This window comes from Nocardioides alkalitolerans, assembly GCA_038184435.1.
GTDB lineage: Bacteria > Actinomycetota > Actinomycetes > Propionibacteriales > Nocardioidaceae > Nocardioides > Nocardioides alkalitolerans_A.
In genome coordinates, this window is sequence record CP116227.1 from 1,632,182 (window position 1) to 1,651,484 (window position 19,303).

The following is a 19,303-nucleotide window of genomic DNA, read 5'->3' on the forward strand; positions in this document are numbered from 1 at the left end:
CTCCCCCGAGGGGGAACGGCGCCGCGGCGTACGACGGGGTGCGTCAGTCCAAGTAGTCCCGCAGCACCTGCGAGCGCGACGGGTGCCGCAGCTTGCTCATCGTCTTCGACTCGATCTGGCGGATGCGCTCACGCGTCACGCCGTAGACCTTGCCGATCTCGTCGAGCGTCTTCGGCTGGCCGTCGGTGAGGCCGAACCGCATCGACACGACGCCGGCCTCGCGCTCCGACAGGGTGTCGAGCACTGCGTGGAGCTGCTCCTGCAGGAGCGTGAACGACACCGCGTCGGCCGGGACGATCGCCTCGGAGTCCTCGATGAGGTCACCGAACTCGGAGTCGCCGTCCTCGCCGAGGGGCGTGTGCAGCGAGATGGGCTCGCGGCCGTACTTCTGCACCTCGACGACCTTCTCGGGCGTCATGTCGAGCTCCTTGGCGAGCTCCTCGGGCGTCGGCTCCCGGCCGAGGTCCTGCAGCATCTGGCGCTGGACGCGGGCGAGCTTGTTGATGACCTCGACCATGTGGACCGGGATGCGGATGGTGCGCGCCTGGTCGGCCATCGCGCGGGTGATGGCCTGGCGGATCCACCACGTCGCGTACGTCGAGAACTTGTAGCCCTTCGTGTAGTCGAACTTCTCGACCGCACGGATCAGACCGAGGTTGCCCTCCTGGATGAGGTCGAGGAAGAGCATGCCGCGACCCGTGTAGCGCTTCGCGAGCGAGACGACGAGGCGCAGGTTGGCCTCCAGCAGGTGGTTCTTCGCGCGACGACCGTCGTCGGAGATCCACTCGAGCTCCTCGAGCACCTTGGGCGTGATCTTGCCGCCCTTGGCGAGCTTCTCCTCCGCGAAGAGGCCGGCCTCGATGCGCTTGGCGAGCTCGACCTCCATCTCCGCGTTGAGGAGGGGGACCTTGCCGATCTGCTTCAGGTAGTCCTTGACCGGGTCCGCCGTGGCGCCCGCGACCATGACCTGCTGCTCGGGCTCGTCGGTGTCGTCGGCCGCGGAGACGACGAACGACGCCTCCTTCTCGTCCTGCTTGATCGTGGGGTCCGCCGCGACGTCCTTCTCGAACTGGTCGTCCGGGATGTCGGGCAGGACCTTCTTGCCGTCGGGGCCGATCTCCACCGGCGCCTGCGCCGCGTCGTCGCCCGTGTCGAGGTCGCCGAGGTCGACCTCCTCGAGCTCCGCCTCGTCCACGGCGTCCTCGGGCTCGTCGGCGGCGGGTGCCGCCTTCGCGGCCGTCTTCGCCGGCGCGGCCTTCGTGGCGGCCGGCTTCTTGGCCGCCGCCTTCTTCGCCGCGGCGCTCGTGGTCTTGCGGGCGGTCGACGCCGCGACGGCACGGGTGCCGGCGGCCGAGAGCTCCACGGTGATCCCGTGGCTGCTCAGGTGGGCCAGCAGCGCCTTGAGGTGCGCCGGCTCGATCGCCGCGTCCTCGCTCGCCTGTCGGACGGCCTCGGGGGAGACCACCCCCGCGGCGGACCCCTGCTCGACCAGTGCGGTCACGGCGGGGTGGGCGAGCACCTCTGCGGGGAGCTTCTTGCGCGTGATCGAAGCCACGAACACCTCTCGTCAACTACTTCCGGGCGCGGCAGAGCCAGGATCTTGTCAAGCGCCGCTCCGGCAATGATGCCACGCCGCCGAAGCGTCCCCACCCCCGGCAGGGTGCGACGGGACTCCGCGGCCCCCTGCGCGCCGACGTCCCGGGGCCGAGCCGGGGCCGAGCCGGGGTCGGGACGGGTCCGCGCGGGTCCGCGCGGGTACCGGTCCGCGTCCCTGCTTCCCTCCCCGAGGAGACCACGATGAAGGCAGTCACCTGGCACGGCCCGCAGGACATGCGCTACGAGGAGGTCCCCGACGCGCGCATCGAGGAACCCACCGACGTGCTCGTGCGGATCACCTCTACCGGCCTGTGCGGTTCCGACCTCCACCTCTACGGCCCGCTGTCCCCGTTCATGACCGCGGGCGACATCGTGGGCCACGAGCCCATGGGGGTGGTCGAGGAGGTCGGCTCCGCGGTGTCGTCGCTCGCCGTCGGCGACCGCGTCGTCGTGCCGTTCAACGTCAGCTGCCAGGAGTGCTGGACCTGCCGCCAGGGCCTGAACAGCCAGTGCGAGACGACGCAGAACCGCGACCAGGGCACCGGGGCGAGCCTCTTCGGCTACAGCCAGCTCTACGGCAGTGTGCCCGGCGGGCAGGCCGAGCTGCTCCGCGTGCCCTTCGGCGACACGCTGCCGGTGAAGGTCCCGCACGGCCCGTCCGACGACCGCTTCCTCTTCCTCAGCGACGTGCTCCCCACGGCCTGGCAGGGCGTGGAGTACGCCGGCGTCGGCGAGGGCGACTCCCTCGTCGTCCTGGGCGCCGGACCCATCGGCGCCATGGCCGCCCGGATCGCGCACCACCGCGGCGTACGCGTCATCGTCGTCGACCCCGAGCAGGACCGTCGGGACCGCGTCGCGGCGCGCGGCATCGAGGTGCTGTCCTCCGAGCCGCGCGACGAGCTCGGCGACCTCGTGCGCGACCTAACGGGCGGGCGCGGGCCCGACGCCGTCCTCGACGCCGTCGGCATGGAGTCGCACGACACCCCGGCCGCCGGACTGGCCCAGAAGGCCGCCGGTCTCCTGCCCGACGTCCTCGCCCAGCCCCTCATGAAGAAGGCGGGCGTCGACCGGCTGGGGGCGCTGACCTCGGCGATCGACCTGGTACGCCGCGGCGGCACCATCTCGATCTCGGGGGTGTACGGCGGCGCCGCCGACCCGCTGCCGATGGTCACCCTGTTCGACAAGCAGCTCCAGCTGCGGATGGGCCAGGCCAACGTGCGCTCCTGGACCGACGAGATCCTGCCGCTGCTCGAGCAGGACGACGACCCGCTCGGCACCGACGAGTTCGCCACGCACCACCTGCCGCTGTCGGAGGCCCCGGAGGCCTACCGGGCGTTCCGCGACAAGGCGCCCGGGATGGTGAAGGTGGTCTTCCAGCCGTGAGCACGGCCCGCGCCCGCACGTGGGACGGGATCGACCCGCGCCGTACGGGGCGGGCGGGCGCCCGGGTGCGCCGCGTGGGCATGGGCGTGCTCGCCGCGGTCGTCGTGGCCGGCGCGTGCGGCACGTGGGGGGTCCGCACCGCGACGGCCACGGCGACGACGGACGGCCTCCGGCTCGAGGTCGACTTCCCCCGCGTGGCCCGGCCGGGCCTCGACGTCACGTTCGCCGTGACGGTCGAGGACCCGGCCGGCCTGCCCGCCACGGTGGACGTGGGGATCGACGCGGCGTACCTGCACCTCTTCGAGGCGCAGGCGATCCAGCCGGAGCCCGCGTCGCAGGTGCGCCGCGGGGACCAGGTGGTGCTCACCTTCGAGACCGTGCCGGGCACCACGACGCTGGTCGTCGAGCTCGACCACTACGTGCAGCCCAGCGCCCTGCGCGGCACGGACGCCCGGGTCACGGCCACGGTGCCGGACGGGCGGACCGTGGTCGTGGACGCGCCGCTGCTCATCGCCCCGTGACCCCTCGCCCCCGGGAGTGACCCATGGACATCGTGCTGCGCGCCGCCGTCGTCTTCGTGTTCCTCTGGCTCGTCACCCGCGCCGTCGGGCGCACCACGCTGGGCGAGCTCTCCACCTTCCAGCTCGTGCTGTTCGTGACCATGGGCGACCTCGCCCAGCAGGGCGTCACACAGCAGGACTACTCGATGACCGGCGTGGTGCTGGCCATCGGCACGTTCGCGTCGCTGACGGTGCTGCTCTCCTGGCTCACCTACCGCTGGCCGCAGCGCCTCGTCTGGTTCCGCGGCGCGCCGGTCGTCGTCGTGCGCGACGGCGAGCCCGTCGCCGCCGCGCTGCGGCACCACCGGCTCTCCGTGCCCGACCTCGTCGCCGCCGCCCGGCAGAACGGTGTCCGCCACCTCGCCGACGTCGAGGTCGCCGTGCTCGAGGCGGACGGCAGGATCTCGTTCTTCACCCAGGAGCCCGCGACGCCGACCGATCCCTGACCGGCAAGAGCGTCAGGGGCCGTCGGGCAGGTCCACGTCGTGGGGCACTCCCCCGGCGGCCACGATCCGCTCGGCCAGGTCGCGCACCCGCACGTTGCCCCCGCGCGCCCAGCGCTGGAGCAGCGCGAACGACGCATCCAGCGGCACGCGTCCCGACGCGGCGAGCATCCCCTGCGCCACCCCGATCAGGTGGCGCGACTCCGCAGCCTCGGCGAGCGTGACCGTGCGGCGCAGCGCGGCCCACGCCGCCGACACGTGCACGGCGAGGAGGAGCAGGACCTCCAGGTCCTCGCGCCCGAACGCGCCCGGCCGCAGGGCGTGGACCGCCAGCACCCCGAGCGGTTCGTGCCGGTCGTGGAGGCCCGTCGGCATCAGCTGGACGCACACCAGCGACCGCGGTCCGCCCGCCTCGGGACGCCCGCCCCAGCCGGGCCAACGCCGGTCGTGGGCGGCGTCCTCGACGAGGAGGCCGTCGGGGTCCTGCACGGCCGTCAGCGTGGGACCGGCGCCCAGCTCGCGCTGGAGCGCCTCGTCGCGGCGGGCGACCCCGTCGGTGGCGGCGATCGTCTCGAGCCGGCCCCGACGACGACGCGCGACGACGGCCGAGCCGTCGCCGTGCACGAGCTCGGTCGCGCGGCGCGCGGCGCACCGCGTCAGCTCGACCTCGTCGGGGGCGGCCGCCAGCTCGGCGGCGACCCGGGCGAGGAAGTCCGCGATCTCGAGCGGACCGTCCGCCGCTCTCACGGCGACCCGTCTCCGCCGCGCGGGGCGCCGAAGGTGATCGCCGACAACGGCAGCGCGGGCTGCCGGTAGAGGTCCTCGAGGTGCTCGAGGCTGGTGCGGTGGCGGTCCTCGTCCGGGGTCAGCACGGCATCCTCCACGAGCACCACCCGGAGGTCGTGCGCGTAGGCGTCCGCCGCGGTCGCCGCCACGCACGACTCGGTCGAGATGCCCACCAGCGCGACGCGCTCGACGCCCCGGGACCGGAGCAGGTCGAGCAGGTCCGTGCCGTGGAAGGCGCTGTCCCGCGTCTTCTCGACGACGACCCAGTCGCCGTCGGGAGCGTCGGGACGCACCGTGGCGAGCTCGCCGACCGGGTGCACGTCGTCGGTGCCGCGGATCATGAACGGGCACTCGTCCTCACGCATGTTGAGCGCCCACGTGGTGGGGTCCTCGGAGTGCACGGTGCGGACCTCGACCACGAGCGCCCCGGCCGCGCGGGCGGCGGTCACCGCCGCGAGGCTGCCCGCGACCACGCGGTCGCGGATGGCGGCGAGCTCGGGAGCGGAGAAGTAGCCCTCCTGCAGGTCGATGACCAGGAGGGCCGTCGTGGTGTCGGCCATGCCCGTCCGGTACCCGCCGCCGTCGCGGCGCATGATCCGCGGCGTACGTCGCGGGGCGGGTGTCACCCGGAGGGACGGGGGTACCGGCCGCCGTCCGCACGAACCCCGAGCAGAGGAGACGACGATGGCCGACGCCCTACCCGAGACCTTCCCGGCGCAGCGCCAGGACCCGCCCGGGCTGACCGCCGCGATGGACCCGGTCCCCGACCACGGCGAGGACACCTACGTGGGCCACGGACGGTTGGAGGGGCGCGTCGCCCTCATCACCGGCGGCGACTCCGGCATCGGCCGCGCGGTCGCGCTGGCCTACGCCCGGGAGGGGGCCGACGTCGCCTTCACCCACCTCCCCGAGGAGCAGCCCGACGCCGACGAGACCGCGCGGCTGGTGGAGGAGGCAGGCCGGCGGGTGCTGCCCCTGGCGGTGGACCTGCGCGACTCGGAGACCTGCCGGGCCGTCGTCGAGCGGACGGTCGAGGAGCTCGCCCGTCTCGACGTGCTGGTCAACAACGCCGGCTACCAGATGGCCCGGGGCGGCGGCATCGCCGAGCTCGACGACGAGCACCTCGACCGCACCCTGAAGACCAACCTCTACGCCCTCTTCTGGACGGTGCGGGCGGCCGTGCCGCACCTCAGGGCGAGCCGCGGTTGCGTCATCAACAACGCGTCCATCCAGGCCTACGAGCCGTCGACCAGCCTGGTGGACTACGCAGCGACCAAGGCGGCCATCAACAACGCGACCGTCAACCTGGCGGCCGAGCTCGGTCCCGACGGGATCCGCGTCAACGCGGTCGCGCCGGGGCCGATCTGGACGCCGCTGCAGCCCGCCACCCAGCCGGCCGAGAAGATCGAGCAGCTCGGCTCCGACACGCCCCTGGGACGCGCGGGCCAGCCCGCCGAGGTCGCACCGGCCTTCGTCTTCCTCGCCTCGCCCCGCGACGCGTCGTACGTGTCCGGGACGGTGCTGGGCGTGACCGGGGGCAAGCCGGTCTTCTGAGCGACGGGAAGTGCGGCTGCCGTGGGGCGGTCGGGGTACCGGCGGCACGTGACCGACGACCTCGGCCGCCCTGTCGGCCTGCCCACCACCCGCCCCGGCGGCAGCGTGCCGCTGCTCCCCCAGGTCCCCCGTGAGGAGCCCGACGCGGACGGCGTCCGGACGACGGACTTCGAGGGCCTGGCCATCCGGTGGGACCCCCGCGTGCTGGAGCCGCGCCCGTGGACGGCGGCGCAGTCGACGTGGGCGGCGAAGATCGCCGGCCAGGCGCCGCTCGGTCCGCTGCTCGAGCTGTGCGCCGGCGCCGGTCACATCGGGCTCCTCGCCGCACGGCTGGCGCGACGGGACCTGGTGCAGGTGGACGCCGACCCGGTCGCCTGCGACTACGCGCGGCACAACGCCGCGGCGGCCGGCATCACCACCGAGGTGCGCTGCGGCGACCTGCGGGAGGCGGTGCGCGGGGAGCGGTACCCCGTCGTCGTCGCCGACCCGCCGTGGGTGCCCAGCCACGACGTCGGCACCTTCCCGCTCGACCCCGTCACCGCCATCGACGGCGGCCCCGAGGGCATCGACCTCGCGCTGGCCTGCCTCGACGTCGCGGCCGACGTGCTCCTCCCGGGCGGCAGCGTCGTGATCCAGGTCGGCGGCGTCCACCACCTGCCGGGCCTGAACCAGCACCCGGCGGTGCTCGACGGCCGGCTCGTCTTCGCGGAGGCCCGCGAGTTCGAGCGAGGGCTCCTCGCCCATCTCACCGCGGCGGACTGAGCCTCATCCCCGCGGCTTGATCCGGGCGTGGGTGCCGTCGCACCACGGCGCCCGCCCGGTCGCACCGCACGCGCAGACCGCCACCACGGGACGCTCCACGGGGTGCGCGACGCCGTCCGCGTCGAGCACCTCCTGGGCGCCACGGACGAGCAGCGGACCGCCCGGGCACAGGCGCACCCGCACCGGGTCCGTCGAGCGCGGGCCGGTCACGACGCTGCCCGCTCGGTGTCGACGACGCAGAGCACGGGCGCCGGACGTTGCTCGGTCACCAGCCGGTCGTGGAGTGCCTGCGCCGCCTCGGCGTCGACGAGGAGGCAGGTCGCGGCGCCGAGGAGCACGTCGTCCTCGATGGCCGGGTCCGCCGCCACCGCCGTGCCGCAGATGTCCCCCAGCACGACCTGCTCGTGGACGGCGTCGGCCTCCACGTGCTCATGGAAGTAGGCCGCCACGGCCTCGGGGAACCCGACCCGCTCGGCCCCTGCCGCGATGCGTCGGCACGGGTCGGTGCTCGTCGCCTCGAAGGCCGCCAGGTGCCCGAGCGCCGCCCCGCGCAGGCGTCGCTGCGACCCGAAGAGCGCCATCACGTTGTTGGACAGCAGGGTGGGGGCGTCGACGGTGTCGACGTGGGCGCCGTACGTCGCGTCCAGCCCGGCCGCGCGCATCGCCTCGGCGAAGAGGTGGGAGTGCAGCCGCTCGGGCCGACCCCCGCCGTACTCGTCGTAGAGCAGCTCGGCGTGCGCGACCTTCGCCGGCCCGTCGATCCAGCCGAGCACCCGCACCTGGGGGTCGGTCTCCTTCAGGTGGTAGATGCTGCGGTCGGCCAGGTAGGTCTGGAACTGCTCCCGTGTCGCGTGCTTCTGGAGGTGGCGGGTCAGGGGCGCGCCCGGGGCCTCGCGCACGAGGGCGGCGATGCGGTCCGGGACCGAGCGGCCCGCTGCGCGTGCCTCGTCGACCATCGGGGCGGTGCGGGCGCGGAGGTCCTGCTCGAGGAGGTCCTCGGCGGCCTTGCGCCACGTCAGCACCCGCAGGTCGCGCTCGGCGTCGGGATCGGCGTCGTCGAAGCCGCGGTAGCCCACCTCGTACGCCGTCCACAGCGCCAGCTGGACGTCCGCCTCCCGGAGGTTCGCGGCGGTCGTCGCGGCGACGGCGGCCGTCGCGTCGAACGGGCCGCCGCGGAGGGCGCCGACCACGGCGGCGCTCACGGGTCCACGGGGACGAGGCAGCTGCATGCGCACTCCTGGTGTCGGACGGGCTCGCCGGGCGCGGCGCCGGTACCCCCCAACCGTCGGTCCAGACCTCCCTCCGGCCGCGGTCGCGTCGTACGGTGCGAGACGGTGGGCGACCACGGGGTCGACCACGGGGCCGGGTACCGGTCCGCAGCGGGTCGAGGAGGTCGCACGTGGTGCAGCAGGAGGACGCCGGGCACCCGGTGACGGACGCGATGCTCGACCGCAACTGGAGCGAGCTCATGCAGGAGCTGCGGGTCGTGCAGACCGGCGTGCAGCTCCTCACCGGCTTCCTCGTGACGATCCCGTTCACGCAGCGGTTCACGGAGCTCGACGCCTACCAGCGCGGGCTCTACGTCGTGCTCCTCGTCGGATCGGTGCTGACGACGGGCCTGCTCGTGGCGCCCGTCGCCTACCACCGCATCCTGTTCCGGCAGCGCCGTCGGCCCTGGCTCGTCGCCGCCGCCAACACCCTCGCCCGCGCCGGGCTGCTCCTGCTGGCGCTGGTCTGCGCCGGCGTCGTCCACTTCGTCGGGGACCTGGTGCTCGGTCGCGGACCGGGGCTGGCGCTGGCGCTCGCCGTGCTCGCCGTGCTGGTCGGCACCTGGACGCTGGCACCGCTGCTGGCGGGCCGAAAGGCGCGCTGACGGACCGGCCCAGGCGGCCATCCTCAACACGGCGAAAATTGTTTGTTGATATTCCTGGTCTGGACCACCGGGGACCGCTACGTTCAGATGAGCGGCGCCTCGGCTCCGTCACACACACCAGCTCAAGCCAGCGGCTGGACAGCACCCGAGTGAACCGGGACTCAGGATGCTCTCGCAGGACAGCTCGACCGTTTCGTTCCTTCCGTCCATCGGCACCGGCAGCACCCCGGCGTCGACCGTCCCCCGTCCCGCCACCCCCCGGCGCGACGAACGAGAAGCGCGACGGGCCGCCACCACCACCCACCTCCACGCCGCCGAGGTCGCCCCTGACGAGGCGGCCCGCGACGAGGCGCTGCGTGAGGTGGTCGTGGCCAACATGGGCGTCGCCCGCGCCCTCGCCGCCCGCCAACGCAACCGCGGCATCCCGCTCGAGGACCTCGAGCAGGTGGCCTACCTCGCGCTCGTGCGGGCCGCCAGCCACTTCGACCCCGGACAGGGCAAGGACTTCCTGACCTATGCCGTGCCCTGCATCCGCGGGGAGCTGCGGCGCCACTTCCGCGACCTGGGCTGGATGGTGCGCCCGCCGCGGGACGTGCAGGAGAACCAGTCCGCCGTCATCCGGGCCCGTGACCGGCTCGCGGGCGACCACGGCGACCGGGTGCCCGACGAGGCGATCGCCCGGGAGCTCGACATCCCGGTCGCGGTCGTGCAGCAGGCGCTGCGGGCCGAGGGCTGCTTCCGGCCCGTGTCCCTCGACGCTCCCCTGCCCATCGGGCAGGCCGGGCCCGCGGAGACCGCGATCGACCACGAGCGCGACCACGAGGTGGTCGAGATGCGTACGACGCTGCAGCCCGCCCTGCGGCGTCTGGACGCCCGGGAGCGTCGCATCCTCGTGATGCGGTTCTTCCAGGACCGCACCCAGCAGGAGATCGCCGACGAGCTCGGCGTGACCCAGACGCAGGTGTCGCGGCTGCTCTCCGGCATCCTGCAGCAGCTGCGGGAGGCCGTCGGCGTGGCCGCCTGACGTTGCCGCGCCGTCCGCACGGACCGCCACCGCCCACCTCTGCTCCCGCAGGGGTGGGCGGTGTCGCGTGGCGGTCGCGCGGCGCAGGGTCAGGCCTTGGCCGCCGCCTTCTTCGACTTCTTGTAGTCCCGCACCTTCTGCAGCGAGTCGGCGTCGACGACGTCGGCGACGGAGCGGTGCCCGTCGAGCGCGTAGTCCCCCACGGCCGTCTCCCAGCCGTCCGGGCGCACGCCGCGCTGCTTGGCCAGCAGCGCGACGAAGATCTGCGCCTTCTGCTTGCCGAAGCCGGGCAGGGCCATGACGCGCTTGAGCAGGTCCTTGCCGGAGGTCGCCTCGGTCCAGATGCGGGACGCGTCCCCGCCGTGCTCGTCCTCGACGATGCGGGCGAGCTCCTGGAGCCGTGCGGCCATCGAGCCGGGGAACCGGTGGATCGCCGGGGTCGTCGCGCACAGGGCGGCGAACTCGTCGGGATCGGCCGCCGCGATCCGCGCCGGTTCGAGGGTGCCGAACCGGTCGAGCACCTTCGCGGGGCCGCGGAAGGCGTGCTCCATCGGGTACTGCTGGTCGAGCATCATCCCGACGAGCAGGGCGAACGGGTCGGAGTCGAGGACCTGGTCGGCCTCGGCGTCACCGGTGATCTGGATGGCCATGGGGGCATGCTGCCACGTCGCGCGGCGCACCCCCTCGACCCTGCCCAGGGCTCAGGAACCGACCTTGACCGCGAGCACGGGCGCGTGGGCGTCGAGCAGGATGCGCTGGGCGTTGCTGCCCAGCAGCAGCTTGCCCACCGGCGTGCGGCGGCGCAGCCCGATGACGATGAGGTCGGCACCGACCTCCTCGGCGATGGCGAGCAGGTCCTCGGCCGGGTCGAACGCGCTCGTGCTGACCCGCACCTCGTGGTCGACCCCGGCGGCCTCCAGGCGCGCGCGGGCGGCGTCGACGTCGGTCTCGACGTGGTCGCCCCGGGTCGAGCTGACGAGCACGATGCGGGCGTCGCGCAGGGCGGCCTCCTCCAGCGCCCGGCCGAGCGCGGCCTCCCCCTCCGGCTTGGGGACGTACCCCACCACGATCGTCGTCACGGCGACCTCCTCGGTTCGACGGCGGCGAGCGCGGATCGCCGCGCACCTGCTCGCACGCTAGCCGATCGCACCGCTGTGGAGAACGGCTCGCGCCGGGCGCGGCGCGAAGGCAGGCTGGGCGGGTGGGAACCGCGACGGGGGCCGGAGCCGCGGAGGTGCCGCCGGGCACCTCCTCCGACGAGCTGCGCCGCCTGGTGCTGGACCTCATCGCGCAGGGCCGCCACCGCACCTTCCCCGCGTTGGTGCACGTGGGGCGTCCGGGCCGGCACCGGTCGCTCGTGGTCGCGGACATCGACGACCACGCGCTCCGCACCGACGTGCTCGCGGCGCTCATCGGGTCGGCGGACGAGGCGCCGCTGGTGTGGCTGACCCGGCCGGGCGAGCCCGCGGTCGAGGACGACGACCAGGCCTGGTCGCGCGCCGTGCGGGCGGCGGCCGCCGAGGTCGGGCGGTCGACCCCCTTCGTCGTCGTCACGCGACGCGGCTGGGTCGACCCGGCGCACGGTCACGGACGCACCTGGCGACGCCTGCGCGACCGTCGGCCGCGTTGAGGCTGCTCAGCGCGTGGCCGGCACGTCCCACGTGTGGACGGGCTCGTTCGAGTGCATGTGTTCGCGGTAGTCCCGCAGGGCGCGGCGCAACGCCTCGGGGCGCTCGACCGAGCCCTCGGCGTGCACGCGGCGCACGAACCACTCCGCGCCGTTGGTGCCCTGGAGGCACCGCTGCTCGATGACACCGAGCAGCCGGTCGGCCTCGGCGGACTCGGCGCCCCAGGCCAGCAGGCCGTCGTGGGCGAGGGGCAGCAGTCGACGCAGCACGAGCTCCGTCGCGGCGGCCTGGCCCACGCCCGGCCAGTAGACCTCGGCCTCGATCCCGTGGCGCGCACCGAGGTGGAAGTTCTCCTCGGCGGCGCTGAAGGACATGCGCGACCAGACGGGCCGGTCCTCCTCGACGAGGGCGCGCACCAGCCCGAAGTAGAAGGCGGCGTTCGCCATGGTGTCGACCACCGTCGGACCGGCGGGCAGCACCCGGTTCTCGACGCGCAGGTGCGGCACCCCGTCGGCGATGTCGTAGACGGGCCGGTTCCAGCGGTAGATCGTGCCGTTGTGGAGCCGCAGCTCGGCGAGCGACGGCACACCGCCGTCGGCGAGCACGGCCGCGGGGTCCTCGTCCTCGACGACGGGCAGCAGCGCCGGGAAGTAGCGGACGTTCTCCTCGAACAGGTCGAAGACCGAGGTCACCCAGCGCTCGCCGAACCACACCCGAGGGCGCACGCCCTGCGCCTTCAGCTCCTCGCTGCGCGTGTCGGTCGCCTGCTCGAAGAGCGGGATCCGGGTCTCCCGCCACAGCTCGCGCCCGAGCAGGAACGGCGAGTTCGCCCCGAGCGCCAGCTGGATGCCCGAGATGGCCTGGGACGCGTTCCAGTAGGCCGCGAAGTCCTCCGGGGAGGTCTGCACGTGGAGCTGCGTGCTCGTGCACGCCGCCTCGGGGACGATCGAGTCGGTGGCGGTCTCCAACCGCTCGACGCCCTTGACGTCGATGACGATGTCCTCGCCCCGCGCCGCGAGGATCTGCTCGCTCAGCAGCGCGTAGCGCGGGTTGGGGCTCAGCGACGCGGGGGTCATGTGGCCGTGGCCCAGCGTCGGGAGGACGCCGATCATGACGAGGTGCGCGCCCAGCGGCGCGCTGGCGGTCTCGGCGTCGTTGAGGCTGCGCCGCAGCGACTCCTCGAACACGGTGAGCCCGCCGGGGGCACCGGGACCGGCGGGACGGAGCCGGGCCGGCGCCACGTTGATCTCGACGTTGAACTGCCCCAGCTCGGTCTGGAAGTCGGGGTCGGCGACCGCGTCGAGCACCTCCGCGCTCGACAGCGACGGCTCCTCGTGCGCGTCGACGAGGTTGAGCTCGACCTCGAGACCCGTCATCGGGTCCTCCGCCGCGAACGCCGGCTCGCGCAGCATGGTGGCGAGCACGTCCAGCGAACGACGGACCTTCTCGCGGTGCCGCGTGCGATCGGCCCGCGAGAACTCCTGGTGATCGACCTCCTCGCCCATGTCGGCAGCGTAGTGGTCCGGTCCGCACGGCGGCCCCGCACGCGACGGCGTCTCATCCCGGGTCTCGCTCCGGCCCTCGTCCCGGGGCTCACGCCGGGTCGCCGAGCGCTGCGGTCACCTCCGCCCACCACGACGGCGGTGCCGCCGCCTCCAGGAAGTCCCGCACCAGCCGGCCGAGGGGGTGCTCCGGCTCCTCCGCGAGGCACGCGTCGACGGCACACCACGCGAGGGCGCCCGACCCGTCCAGCCACGCGGTCAGGCCCGCGAGCGCGGCGGGCCCCGAGCGCCACCCGTCGGGCGCGCGGCGGACGAGGTCCAGCCAGACCTCGACGTGGCGCGCGGCCTCCGGACGGCCGACGCCGGCCCACGCCGCGTCGCGGTGCCGGCCGAGCCGCAGCGCGACGAGGAGCCGCGCGGCGTCCTCCACGTCCAGCGGGCTCCCCGAGCGCGCCGCCCGGGCGACGGTCTCCCCCACCCACCGGGACTCGGCTGGACCGGGCCGTGGCGCGCCACGGCGCTCGACGGCGGCGGCGAGCGGACCTCGCACGTCTTCCCCCGCCGGGGCCAGGAGCTCGGCCAGCTCCTCGCGGCTGCCGAGGACGACCCGGCCGTGCAGCACCGCCGCGGCCCGCACCGGATGGCTCTCGTTCCGGTACGGCGCGGACCCGTCGGCAGCGCCGTTGGCGTCACCCGCGGCGTACCAGCGCTCCCCGTCGGCCCGCAGCAGCGCGATGACGGTGATCCCCGCCGCGGCGCACGACGCCTCGAGCCGGTCGGCCGTGGCCGCGCCGAGGCGGGCGTCCCGCGTGTAGACCACGGCCGCGACGGACGCGACCCCGTGACGCCGGCACGGCGCGACCGCGGCGTCGACGACCTCGGCGAGCGCCGTCGGCGGGTCGTCGGGACCGGGCAGCCCGATCCTCAGGTGGGGTCCGGTCGCGCCCCGACCCCCGGAGGCGTCGGGCCGCGAACGTCCCCCCGCCCCGAAGCTCAGCAGCACGAGGGAGTGCTGCGGCTCGAAGCCGAGCACCACGGGGACGGTGGCGAGCAGGTCGTCGGGCGTCCGCAGGCGCAGGGTCAGCGGTGCCGAGGAGTCGGGGCCGGGCGTGGGGTCGTCGGTGGTCATGCACGGTGCTCTCCCCCGGCGGCGACGCCCGCTCCCGGCGGATCCGCCGCCTGGGGACGACCGCGTCGTACCGGTGTCCTGTGGACGACCAGGGGGCCGACTACCGTGGTCGGGTGCCACCCCCGACGCCCGCGATCCCCCCGTCCTCCGGGGCGGGCGCGGCGGGTCGTCGGGCGCACGCGTCGATCCTCCACCTCGACCTCGACGCCTTCTTCGCGGCCGTGGAGCAGCGCGACAAACCGTCGCTGCGCGGCAAGCCGGTCGTGGTCGGCGGCACCAGCGGGCGGGGCGTGGTGGCGACGGCCTCCTACGAGGCGCGCGCCTTCGGCGTGCGCTCCGCCATGTCGACCCGCGAGGCGCGGGCGCGGTGTCCCCACGCGGCCTACCTGCGGGGCCGGTTCGACGCCTACCGCGAGGCGAGCGGCGTCGTCATGGGGATCCTGCGCTCCGTCTCCCCGCTGGTGGAGCCCCTCTCGCTCGACGAGGCCTTCGTGGACCTCGCCGCGGCCGACGACCCGCTGCTGCCCGACCTCGAGCCGCCGACGGTGCGGGCGTTCGCCGAGACGCTCCGCGCCCGCGTGCACGAGGCCACGGGCGGGCTGACCGCGTCGGTCGGGATCGGCACGTCGAAGCTCGTCGCCAAGATCGCCAGCGACCTCGACAAGCCGGACGGTCTGGTCCTCGTGCCGCCCGGCGGCGAGCAGGAGCTGCTGCGTCCGATGACGGTCACGGTCATCCCCGGCGTCGGACCCGCCACGGCCGAGCGCCTGCGTCGGGCCGGGGTGCGGACGGTCGCCGACCTCGAGTCGCTGAGCGTGGACGAGCTCGTCCGGCAGCTCGGCACCGCCCACGGGCGGTCGCTGCACGAGCTGGCCCGCGCCCACGACCTGCGCCCCGTGGTGGCGGAGCGCGAGGCCAAGTCAGTGAGCGTCGAGAGCACGTACGAGCACGACATCACCGACCCGGCCGTCATGGCAGACGTGCTGATCCGGCAGGCGACCGGTGTCGCCACCCGGCTGGCCGCGGCGGGGCTGTCCGGACGCACCGTCACCATCAAGGTGCGCTTCTCGGACTTCACCACCCTCAACCGGTCGGCCACCCTCCCGGCTCCCGTCGACGCGGCCGGCCCCATCGCGCGCGTCGCCCGCGCGCTCCTGGGTGACCTCGTCGGCGCCGCGGAGCGTGACGTGCGCAGCGGCGTACGCCTCCTCGGCGTCGGCGTCTCCGGCCTCGCCGACTGGGTGCAGGACGACCTCTTCAGCGTGCTGGAGCCCGAGGCACCCGCCGCTACGGGGACGGACGTCGGCGACACGCCCGTGGAGGAGCCAGCAGCGGCACCGCCCGGCGCGTCTCCCCCGGAGCCCCCGCGGGAGTGGGCCGCCGGCGCCGACGTCGAGCACGACGAGCACGGGCGCGGCTGGGTCTGGGGCGCCGGTCGCGGTGTCGTGACCGTCCGCTTCGAGACGGCGACGACACCGCCCGGCCCCGTGCGGTCCTTCCGCGCCGACGACCCGGCCCTCCACGCCTGGGTGCGGCCGGCGCCCGTCGTGGACCCGCTCGAGGACGCCGGAGCCGTCGGGGCCGTCGGGACCGTCGGGGCCGTCGGGGCCGTGCTGCCTGTGGAGGAGCCCGGAGAACTGTCGGGGGGCATGGCCTAGCCTCGCGGCATGGTCGAGAACGAAGGCGCTCCCGCTCAGCCCCCCGTCGCCGCAGCCCGCCCCGTGACGACGGTCCACCACGGCCACGAGCGCACGGACGAGTACGACTGGCTGCGCGACAAGGACGACCCCGAGGTGATCGCCTACCTCGAGGCGGAGAACGCGTGGACCGAGGCGCGCACCGCCCACCTCGCCGACCTGCGCTCCGCCATCTTCGACGAGATCCGGGCCCGCACGCAGGAGACCGACCTCTCCGTGCCCACCCGCAACCGGGGGTACTGGTACTACTCGCGCTCCTTCGAGGGCCGGGAGTACGGCGCGTCCTGCCGCGTCCCGGTGACCGACCCGTCCGACTGGACGCCGCCGCGGCCTGCCGCGGACTGCTCCCCCGACGAGCCGGCCCTCCCCGGGGAGGAGCTGCTCCTCGACCTCAACGCCCTCGCCGAGGGCCACGACTTCTTCTCCCTCGGGGGGTCGTCCATCAGCCCGACGACCACGCTGCTGGCCTACGCGACCGACACCGTCGGCGACGAGCGCTACACGGTGCGGTTCAAGGACCTCACGACCGGCGGCCTGCTCGACGACGAGCTGACCGGCGTGCTCGGGGGCGTGACGTGGAGCCGCGACTCGGCGAGCTGCTACTACACGACCGTCGACGACACGTGGCGCCCCGACAAGGTGTGGCGCCACGTGCTCGGCACCCCCCAGGCCGACGACGAGCTGGTCTACCACGAGTCCGACGCGCGCTACTGGACCGGCATCGGCCGCTCGCGCAGCGACCGCTTCCTCATGGTCGTGAGCGGCTCGAAGACCACCACCGAGTGCCGCTTCCTCGACTTCGACGACCCGGACGCCGGCTTCCGCGTCTTCGCCGAGCGCGTCGACGGGGTGGAGTACGGGATCGAGCACGCCCGCATCGCCGGGCGCGACGTGTTCCTGGTCCTGCACAACGTCACCGGCCCGGACTTCGAGATCGGGGTGGCGCCCGTCGCGCCCACCGGCTCCGACGACTGGGAACCGCTGGTCCCGCACGACCCGGCCGTGCGGCTCGAGGCCGTCGACGCCTTCGCCGGCCACCTCGTCGTCCACCAGCGGAGCGAGGGCCTCACCCAGCTGCGGATCATCGAACTGCCGGCCGAGCCCACCTCGGCCACCGGGCTCGGTGACGACTACCTGGTCTCGTTCGACGACGAGCTCTACACGATCGAGTCCGGGGGCAACCCGGCGTTCGACCAGCCGACCGTCCGCGTCGGCTACACCACGCTCGCGGTCCCCTCGTCGGTCTACGACTACGACGTGCGCGACCGCTCGCTGCACCTCCTCCGCCGCACGCCGGTGCTCGGCGGCTACGAGCCGTCGGACTACGTCGAGCAGCGCCTGTGGGCGGAGGCGGAGGACGGCGAGCGGGTGCCGATCTCGTTGGTCGCGCGTCGTGAGGTCGCCGACGCCGTCGCGGCCGGCACGCCCGCGCCGCTCCACCTCTACGGCTACGGCTCCTACGAGGCGTCGATGGACCCGTACTTCTCGATCGCCCGCCTCTCCGAGCTCGACCGCGGCGCCGTCTTCGCGATCGCCCACGTGCGCGGCGGCGGCGAGATGGGCCGGCGGTGGTACGACCAGGGGAAGATGGAGCACAAGCAGAACACCTTCTCCGACTTCATAGCGTGCGGCCGCCACCTCGTCGCCACCGGGTGGACCACCCCGGAGCGCATGATCGCGGAGGGCGGCAGCGCGGGCGGGCTGCTCGTCGGGGCCGTGCTCAACCAGGCGCCCGAGCTCTGGGGCGGGGTCGTCGCCAACGTGCCGTTCGTCGACGCGCTCACCTCGATGCTGGACTCCTCCCTCCCGCTCACCGTGGGCGAGTACGAGGAGTGGGGCAACCCCGAGGCCGACCCCACGGCGTACGAGCGGATGGCCGCGTACGCGCCGTACGACAACGTCGCGGCGATCGACTACCCGCCGGTGCTCGCCGAGACGTCGCTCAACGACACCCGGGTGCTCTACGTCGAGCCCGCCAAGTGGGTGGCCCGCCTCCGGGCCCGCGCGGTGGGTCGGCGCGACGTGCTCCTGCGCACCGAGATGGCCGCCGGACACGGCGGTGTGTCGGGTCGCTACCAGGCGTGGAAGGACCGGGCGTTCAGCCTCGCGTGGATCCTCGACCGCATGGGTCTGGCCGAGGTCGAGCCGCGGCGTACCGGGGTCGGAGACACCCCGGCGGAAGCCCGCTCCTGAGACCTGTCCCCGGGGACTGAGAAGTCCCTGAGATTCGCCTCCGGCGGCAACTCTGGGGAGCTCCCGCACGTCAGGGTCTGACGAGAGGCACCACGGGGAACCGGTCGTGACCGGGACCCATCGGGAATCCCCGCGGTGCCGAAGCAGTTACATCACACGTGCGGCGCGCCACCCCGGCGCTGCACCGACGAGGAGGGCGGGTCACATGTCCACACGCACCATGACCGCACGAGCCACCGGCGACCGCGACATCGAGGGTCGCGACAGCGTCGGTCTCTACCTGGACGAGATCGCCCGCACGCCGCTGCTGGACGCGGTGACCGAGGTGGAGCTGGCGAAGACGATCGAGGCCGGTCTCTACGCGCAGCACCTGCTGGAGACGGGCCGCATCGGCCGTCGCAAGGGCGGCGCCCCGAAGTCGGCCACCCGCGAGGAGCTCGAGTGGCTGGTGGAGGAGGGTGAGCGCGCGGTCGACACCTTCATCCAGGCCAACCTGCGCCTCGTCGTCTCGATCGCCCGCAAGTACGGCCGGTCGCAGATGCCGATGCTCGACCTCATCCAGGAGGGCAACACCGGGCTGATCCGCGCGGTCGAGAAGTTCGACTACGCCAAGGGGTTCAAGTTCTCGACGTACGCCACCTGGTGGGTGCGCCAGGCCATCACCCGCGGCATCGCGCAGCAGGCGCGGGTCGTCCGGCTCCCCGTCCACGTGGTGGAGGAGCTCAACCAGGTCAGCGGCGCCCGGCGCACGCTCGAGCGTCAGCTCGGCCGCGACCCGGAGCCGGAGGAGATCGCCGTGGAGCTCGGCATGACCGTCGAGCGCGTCGCCGACCTCATGTCGTGGGGTCGTGAGCACGTCAGCCTCGACTCCCCCGTCGACGAGGACGGTGACACCTCGCTGGGCGACCTCATGGCGCAGGAGACGGCCCCGGGCCCCGACCTCACGGTCCTCGACTCCGAGTCGCGCGACCGCCTCAACAGCCTGGTCAGCCTGCTCGACACCCGTTCGGCCGACATCATCCGCTCCCGCTACGGCCTCTCCGACGGCCGACAGCACAAGCTCGCCGACATCGGCACCAAGCACGGCATCTCGGCCGAGCGCGTGCGGCAGCTGGAGCGGGAGGCCCTCCAGAAGCTCCGCGGCTTCGCCGACCCGGACCTCGCTGCCTGACC

Annotated in this window: 20 protein-coding genes; 11 read left to right on the forward strand and 9 right to left on the reverse strand. The window is 74.1% G+C overall.

Annotation, left to right across the window (positions count from 1 at the left end; translation table 11 throughout):
* Nucleotides 1–43: 43 nt before the first annotated feature.
* Nucleotides 44–1,561, reverse strand: coding sequence for an RNA polymerase sigma factor (locus PIR53_07890; GenBank protein WZH53903.1), 1,518 nt, complete (start codon nucleotides 1,559–1,561; stop codon nucleotides 44–46).
* 236 nt (nucleotides 1,562–1,797) lie between these two features.
* Between PIR53_07890 and PIR53_07895 the strand changes: the two genes are divergently transcribed.
* The 3 genes from PIR53_07895 to PIR53_07905 are packed head-to-tail and all read left to right on the forward strand — an operon-like array spanning nucleotide 1,798 to nucleotide 3,985.
* On the forward strand, nucleotides 1,798–2,979 hold the full coding sequence (locus PIR53_07895; GenBank protein WZH53904.1) for an alcohol dehydrogenase catalytic domain-containing protein: 1,182 nt from the start codon (nucleotides 1,798–1,800) through the stop codon (nucleotides 2,977–2,979).
* A complete protein-coding gene (locus PIR53_07900) occupies nucleotides 2,976–3,500 on the forward strand; it encodes a hypothetical protein (protein WZH53905.1) in 525 nt (174 codons plus the stop codon). Before PIR53_07895 ends, PIR53_07900 begins: the two co-directional genes overlap by 4 nt.
* A 23-nt stretch (nucleotides 3,501–3,523) precedes the next feature.
* The gene (locus PIR53_07905) at nucleotides 3,524–3,985 is read left to right on the forward strand and encodes a DUF421 domain-containing protein (GenBank protein WZH53906.1); all 462 of its coding nucleotides are present in this window, start codon (nucleotides 3,524–3,526) and stop codon (nucleotides 3,983–3,985) included.
* A 12-nt stretch (nucleotides 3,986–3,997) separates the two neighbouring features.
* On the opposite strand, the gene PIR53_07910 is transcribed toward PIR53_07905, so the two are convergent.
* Both PIR53_07910 and PIR53_07915 read right to left on the reverse strand, forming a co-directional pair.
* Nucleotides 3,998–4,729, reverse strand: coding sequence for a GAF and ANTAR domain-containing protein (locus tag PIR53_07910; GenBank protein ID WZH53907.1), 732 nt, complete (start codon nucleotides 4,727–4,729; stop codon nucleotides 3,998–4,000).
* The gene (locus PIR53_07915; GenBank protein WZH53908.1) at nucleotides 4,726–5,328 is read right to left on the reverse strand and encodes a cysteine hydrolase; all 603 of its coding nucleotides are present in this window, start codon (nucleotides 5,326–5,328) and stop codon (nucleotides 4,726–4,728) included. The genes PIR53_07910 and PIR53_07915 overlap by 4 nt, the downstream gene beginning before the upstream one ends.
* 124 nt (nucleotides 5,329–5,452) lie before the next feature.
* On the opposite strand from PIR53_07915, the gene PIR53_07920 reads away from it, so the two are divergent.
* Both PIR53_07920 and PIR53_07925 read left to right on the forward strand, forming a co-directional pair.
* Nucleotides 5,453–6,322, forward strand: a complete 870-nt coding sequence (locus PIR53_07920; protein ID WZH53909.1) for an SDR family oxidoreductase — start codon at nucleotides 5,453–5,455, stop codon at nucleotides 6,320–6,322.
* A 48-nt stretch (nucleotides 6,323–6,370) separates the two neighbouring features.
* Nucleotides 6,371–7,084 carry a class I SAM-dependent methyltransferase gene (locus PIR53_07925; protein ID WZH53910.1) on the forward strand — a complete coding sequence of 238 codons (714 nt, stop codon included), beginning with the start codon at nucleotides 6,371–6,373 and terminating at the stop codon, nucleotides 7,082–7,084.
* Between the two features lie 3 nt (nucleotides 7,085–7,087).
* On the opposite strand, the gene PIR53_07930 is transcribed toward PIR53_07925, so the two are convergent.
* The gene (locus PIR53_07930; protein WZH53911.1) at nucleotides 7,088–7,294 is read right to left on the reverse strand and encodes a CDGSH iron-sulfur domain-containing protein; all 207 of its coding nucleotides are present in this window, start codon (nucleotides 7,292–7,294) and stop codon (nucleotides 7,088–7,090) included.
* Nucleotides 7,291–8,313 carry an iron-containing redox enzyme family protein gene (locus PIR53_07935; protein WZH53912.1) on the reverse strand — a complete coding sequence of 341 codons (1,023 nt, stop codon included), beginning with the start codon at nucleotides 8,311–8,313 and terminating at the stop codon, nucleotides 7,291–7,293. The genes PIR53_07930 and PIR53_07935 overlap by 4 nt, the downstream gene beginning before the upstream one ends.
* A 170-nt stretch (nucleotides 8,314–8,483) precedes the next feature.
* Here PIR53_07935 and PIR53_07940 point away from each other — a divergent pair, with 170 nt between their 5' ends.
* Both PIR53_07940 and PIR53_07945 read left to right on the forward strand, forming a co-directional pair.
* Nucleotides 8,484–8,957 (forward strand): DUF6328 family protein, encoded by a 474-nt coding sequence (locus PIR53_07940; GenBank protein WZH53913.1) that lies wholly within the window; start codon nucleotides 8,484–8,486, stop codon nucleotides 8,955–8,957.
* A 166-nt stretch (nucleotides 8,958–9,123) separates the two neighbouring features.
* A complete protein-coding gene (locus PIR53_07945) occupies nucleotides 9,124–9,981 on the forward strand; it encodes a sigma-70 family RNA polymerase sigma factor (protein WZH53914.1) in 858 nt (285 codons plus the stop codon).
* An 89-nt stretch (nucleotides 9,982–10,070) separates the two neighbouring features.
* Here the strand turns inward: PIR53_07945 and PIR53_07950 are convergent, their stop codons facing one another.
* Nucleotides 10,071–10,631: a Fe-S cluster assembly protein HesB gene (locus PIR53_07950; protein WZH53915.1), complete on the reverse strand. Its 561-nt coding sequence runs from the start codon at nucleotides 10,629–10,631 to the stop codon at nucleotides 10,071–10,073.
* A 51-nt stretch (nucleotides 10,632–10,682) separates the two neighbouring features.
* Complete coding sequence (locus PIR53_07955; protein WZH53916.1) at nucleotides 10,683–11,060, reverse strand: universal stress protein; 378 nt, start codon at nucleotides 11,058–11,060, stop codon at nucleotides 10,683–10,685.
* 122 nt (nucleotides 11,061–11,182) lie between these two features.
* Here PIR53_07955 and PIR53_07960 point away from each other — a divergent pair, with 122 nt between their 5' ends.
* Nucleotides 11,183–11,611: a hypothetical protein gene (locus tag PIR53_07960; GenBank protein ID WZH53917.1), complete on the forward strand. Its 429-nt coding sequence runs from the start codon at nucleotides 11,183–11,185 to the stop codon at nucleotides 11,609–11,611.
* A gap of 6 nt (nucleotides 11,612–11,617) precedes the next feature.
* Here the strand turns inward: PIR53_07960 and PIR53_07965 are convergent, their stop codons facing one another.
* Nucleotides 11,618–13,114 carry a glutamate-cysteine ligase family protein gene (locus tag PIR53_07965; GenBank protein WZH53918.1) on the reverse strand — a complete coding sequence of 499 codons (1,497 nt, stop codon included), beginning with the start codon at nucleotides 13,112–13,114 and terminating at the stop codon, nucleotides 11,618–11,620.
* An 88-nt stretch (nucleotides 13,115–13,202) separates the two neighbouring features.
* Nucleotides 13,203–14,240 (reverse strand): DUF4192 domain-containing protein, encoded by a 1,038-nt coding sequence (locus tag PIR53_07970; protein ID WZH53919.1) that lies wholly within the window; start codon nucleotides 14,238–14,240, stop codon nucleotides 13,203–13,205.
* A 113-nt stretch (nucleotides 14,241–14,353) separates the two neighbouring features.
* On the opposite strand from PIR53_07970, the gene PIR53_07975 reads away from it, so the two are divergent.
* The 3 genes from PIR53_07975 to PIR53_07985 all read left to right on the forward strand — a co-directional run bounded on the left by PIR53_07975 (nucleotide 14,354) and on the right by PIR53_07985 (nucleotide 19,301).
* Nucleotides 14,354–15,898 carry a DNA polymerase IV gene (locus tag PIR53_07975; GenBank protein ID WZH53920.1) on the forward strand — a complete coding sequence of 515 codons (1,545 nt, stop codon included), beginning with the start codon at nucleotides 14,354–14,356 and terminating at the stop codon, nucleotides 15,896–15,898.
* A gap of 9 nt (nucleotides 15,899–15,907) precedes the next feature.
* Nucleotides 15,908–18,130: a S9 family peptidase gene (locus tag PIR53_07980; GenBank protein WZH53921.1), complete on the forward strand. Its 2,223-nt coding sequence runs from the start codon at nucleotides 15,908–15,910 to the stop codon at nucleotides 18,128–18,130.
* Nucleotides 18,131–18,335: 205 nt separating this feature from the next.
* Nucleotides 18,336–19,301: a sigma-70 family RNA polymerase sigma factor gene (locus tag PIR53_07985; GenBank protein ID WZH53922.1), complete on the forward strand. Its 966-nt coding sequence runs from the start codon at nucleotides 18,336–18,338 to the stop codon at nucleotides 19,299–19,301.
* The last annotated feature ends 2 nt before the right edge of the window (nucleotides 19,302–19,303 follow it).

Excerpts from the sequence above, each read along its gene's own strand:
- PIR53_07895 (WZH53904.1), top strand. The coding sequence starts at position 1,798 with ATGAAGGCAGTCACCTGGCACGGCCCGCAGGACATGCGCTACGAGGAG.
- PIR53_07905 (WZH53906.1), top strand. The coding sequence starts at position 3,524 with ATGGACATCGTGCTGCGCGCCGCCGTCGTCTTCGTGTTCCTCTGGCTC.
- PIR53_07915 (WZH53908.1), bottom strand. The coding sequence starts at position 5,328 with ATGGCCGACACCACGACGGCCCTCCTGGTCATCGACCTGCAGGAGGGC.
- PIR53_07920 (WZH53909.1), top strand. The coding sequence starts at position 5,453 with ATGGCCGACGCCCTACCCGAGACCTTCCCGGCGCAGCGCCAGGACCCG.
- PIR53_07935 (WZH53912.1), bottom strand. The coding sequence starts at position 8,313 with ATGCAGCTGCCTCGTCCCCGTGGACCCGTGAGCGCCGCCGTGGTCGGC.
- PIR53_07945 (WZH53914.1), top strand. The coding sequence starts at position 9,124 with ATGCTCTCGCAGGACAGCTCGACCGTTTCGTTCCTTCCGTCCATCGGC.
- PIR53_07950 (WZH53915.1), bottom strand. The coding sequence starts at position 10,631 with ATGGCCATCCAGATCACCGGTGACGCCGAGGCCGACCAGGTCCTCGAC.
- PIR53_07965 (WZH53918.1), bottom strand. The coding sequence starts at position 13,114 with ATGGGCGAGGAGGTCGATCACCAGGAGTTCTCGCGGGCCGATCGCACG.
- PIR53_07970 (WZH53919.1), bottom strand. The coding sequence starts at position 14,240 with ATGACCACCGACGACCCCACGCCCGGCCCCGACTCCTCGGCACCGCTG.
- PIR53_07980 (WZH53921.1), top strand. The coding sequence starts at position 15,908 with ATGGTCGAGAACGAAGGCGCTCCCGCTCAGCCCCCCGTCGCCGCAGCC.
- PIR53_07985 (WZH53922.1), top strand. The coding sequence starts at position 18,336 with ATGTCCACACGCACCATGACCGCACGAGCCACCGGCGACCGCGACATC.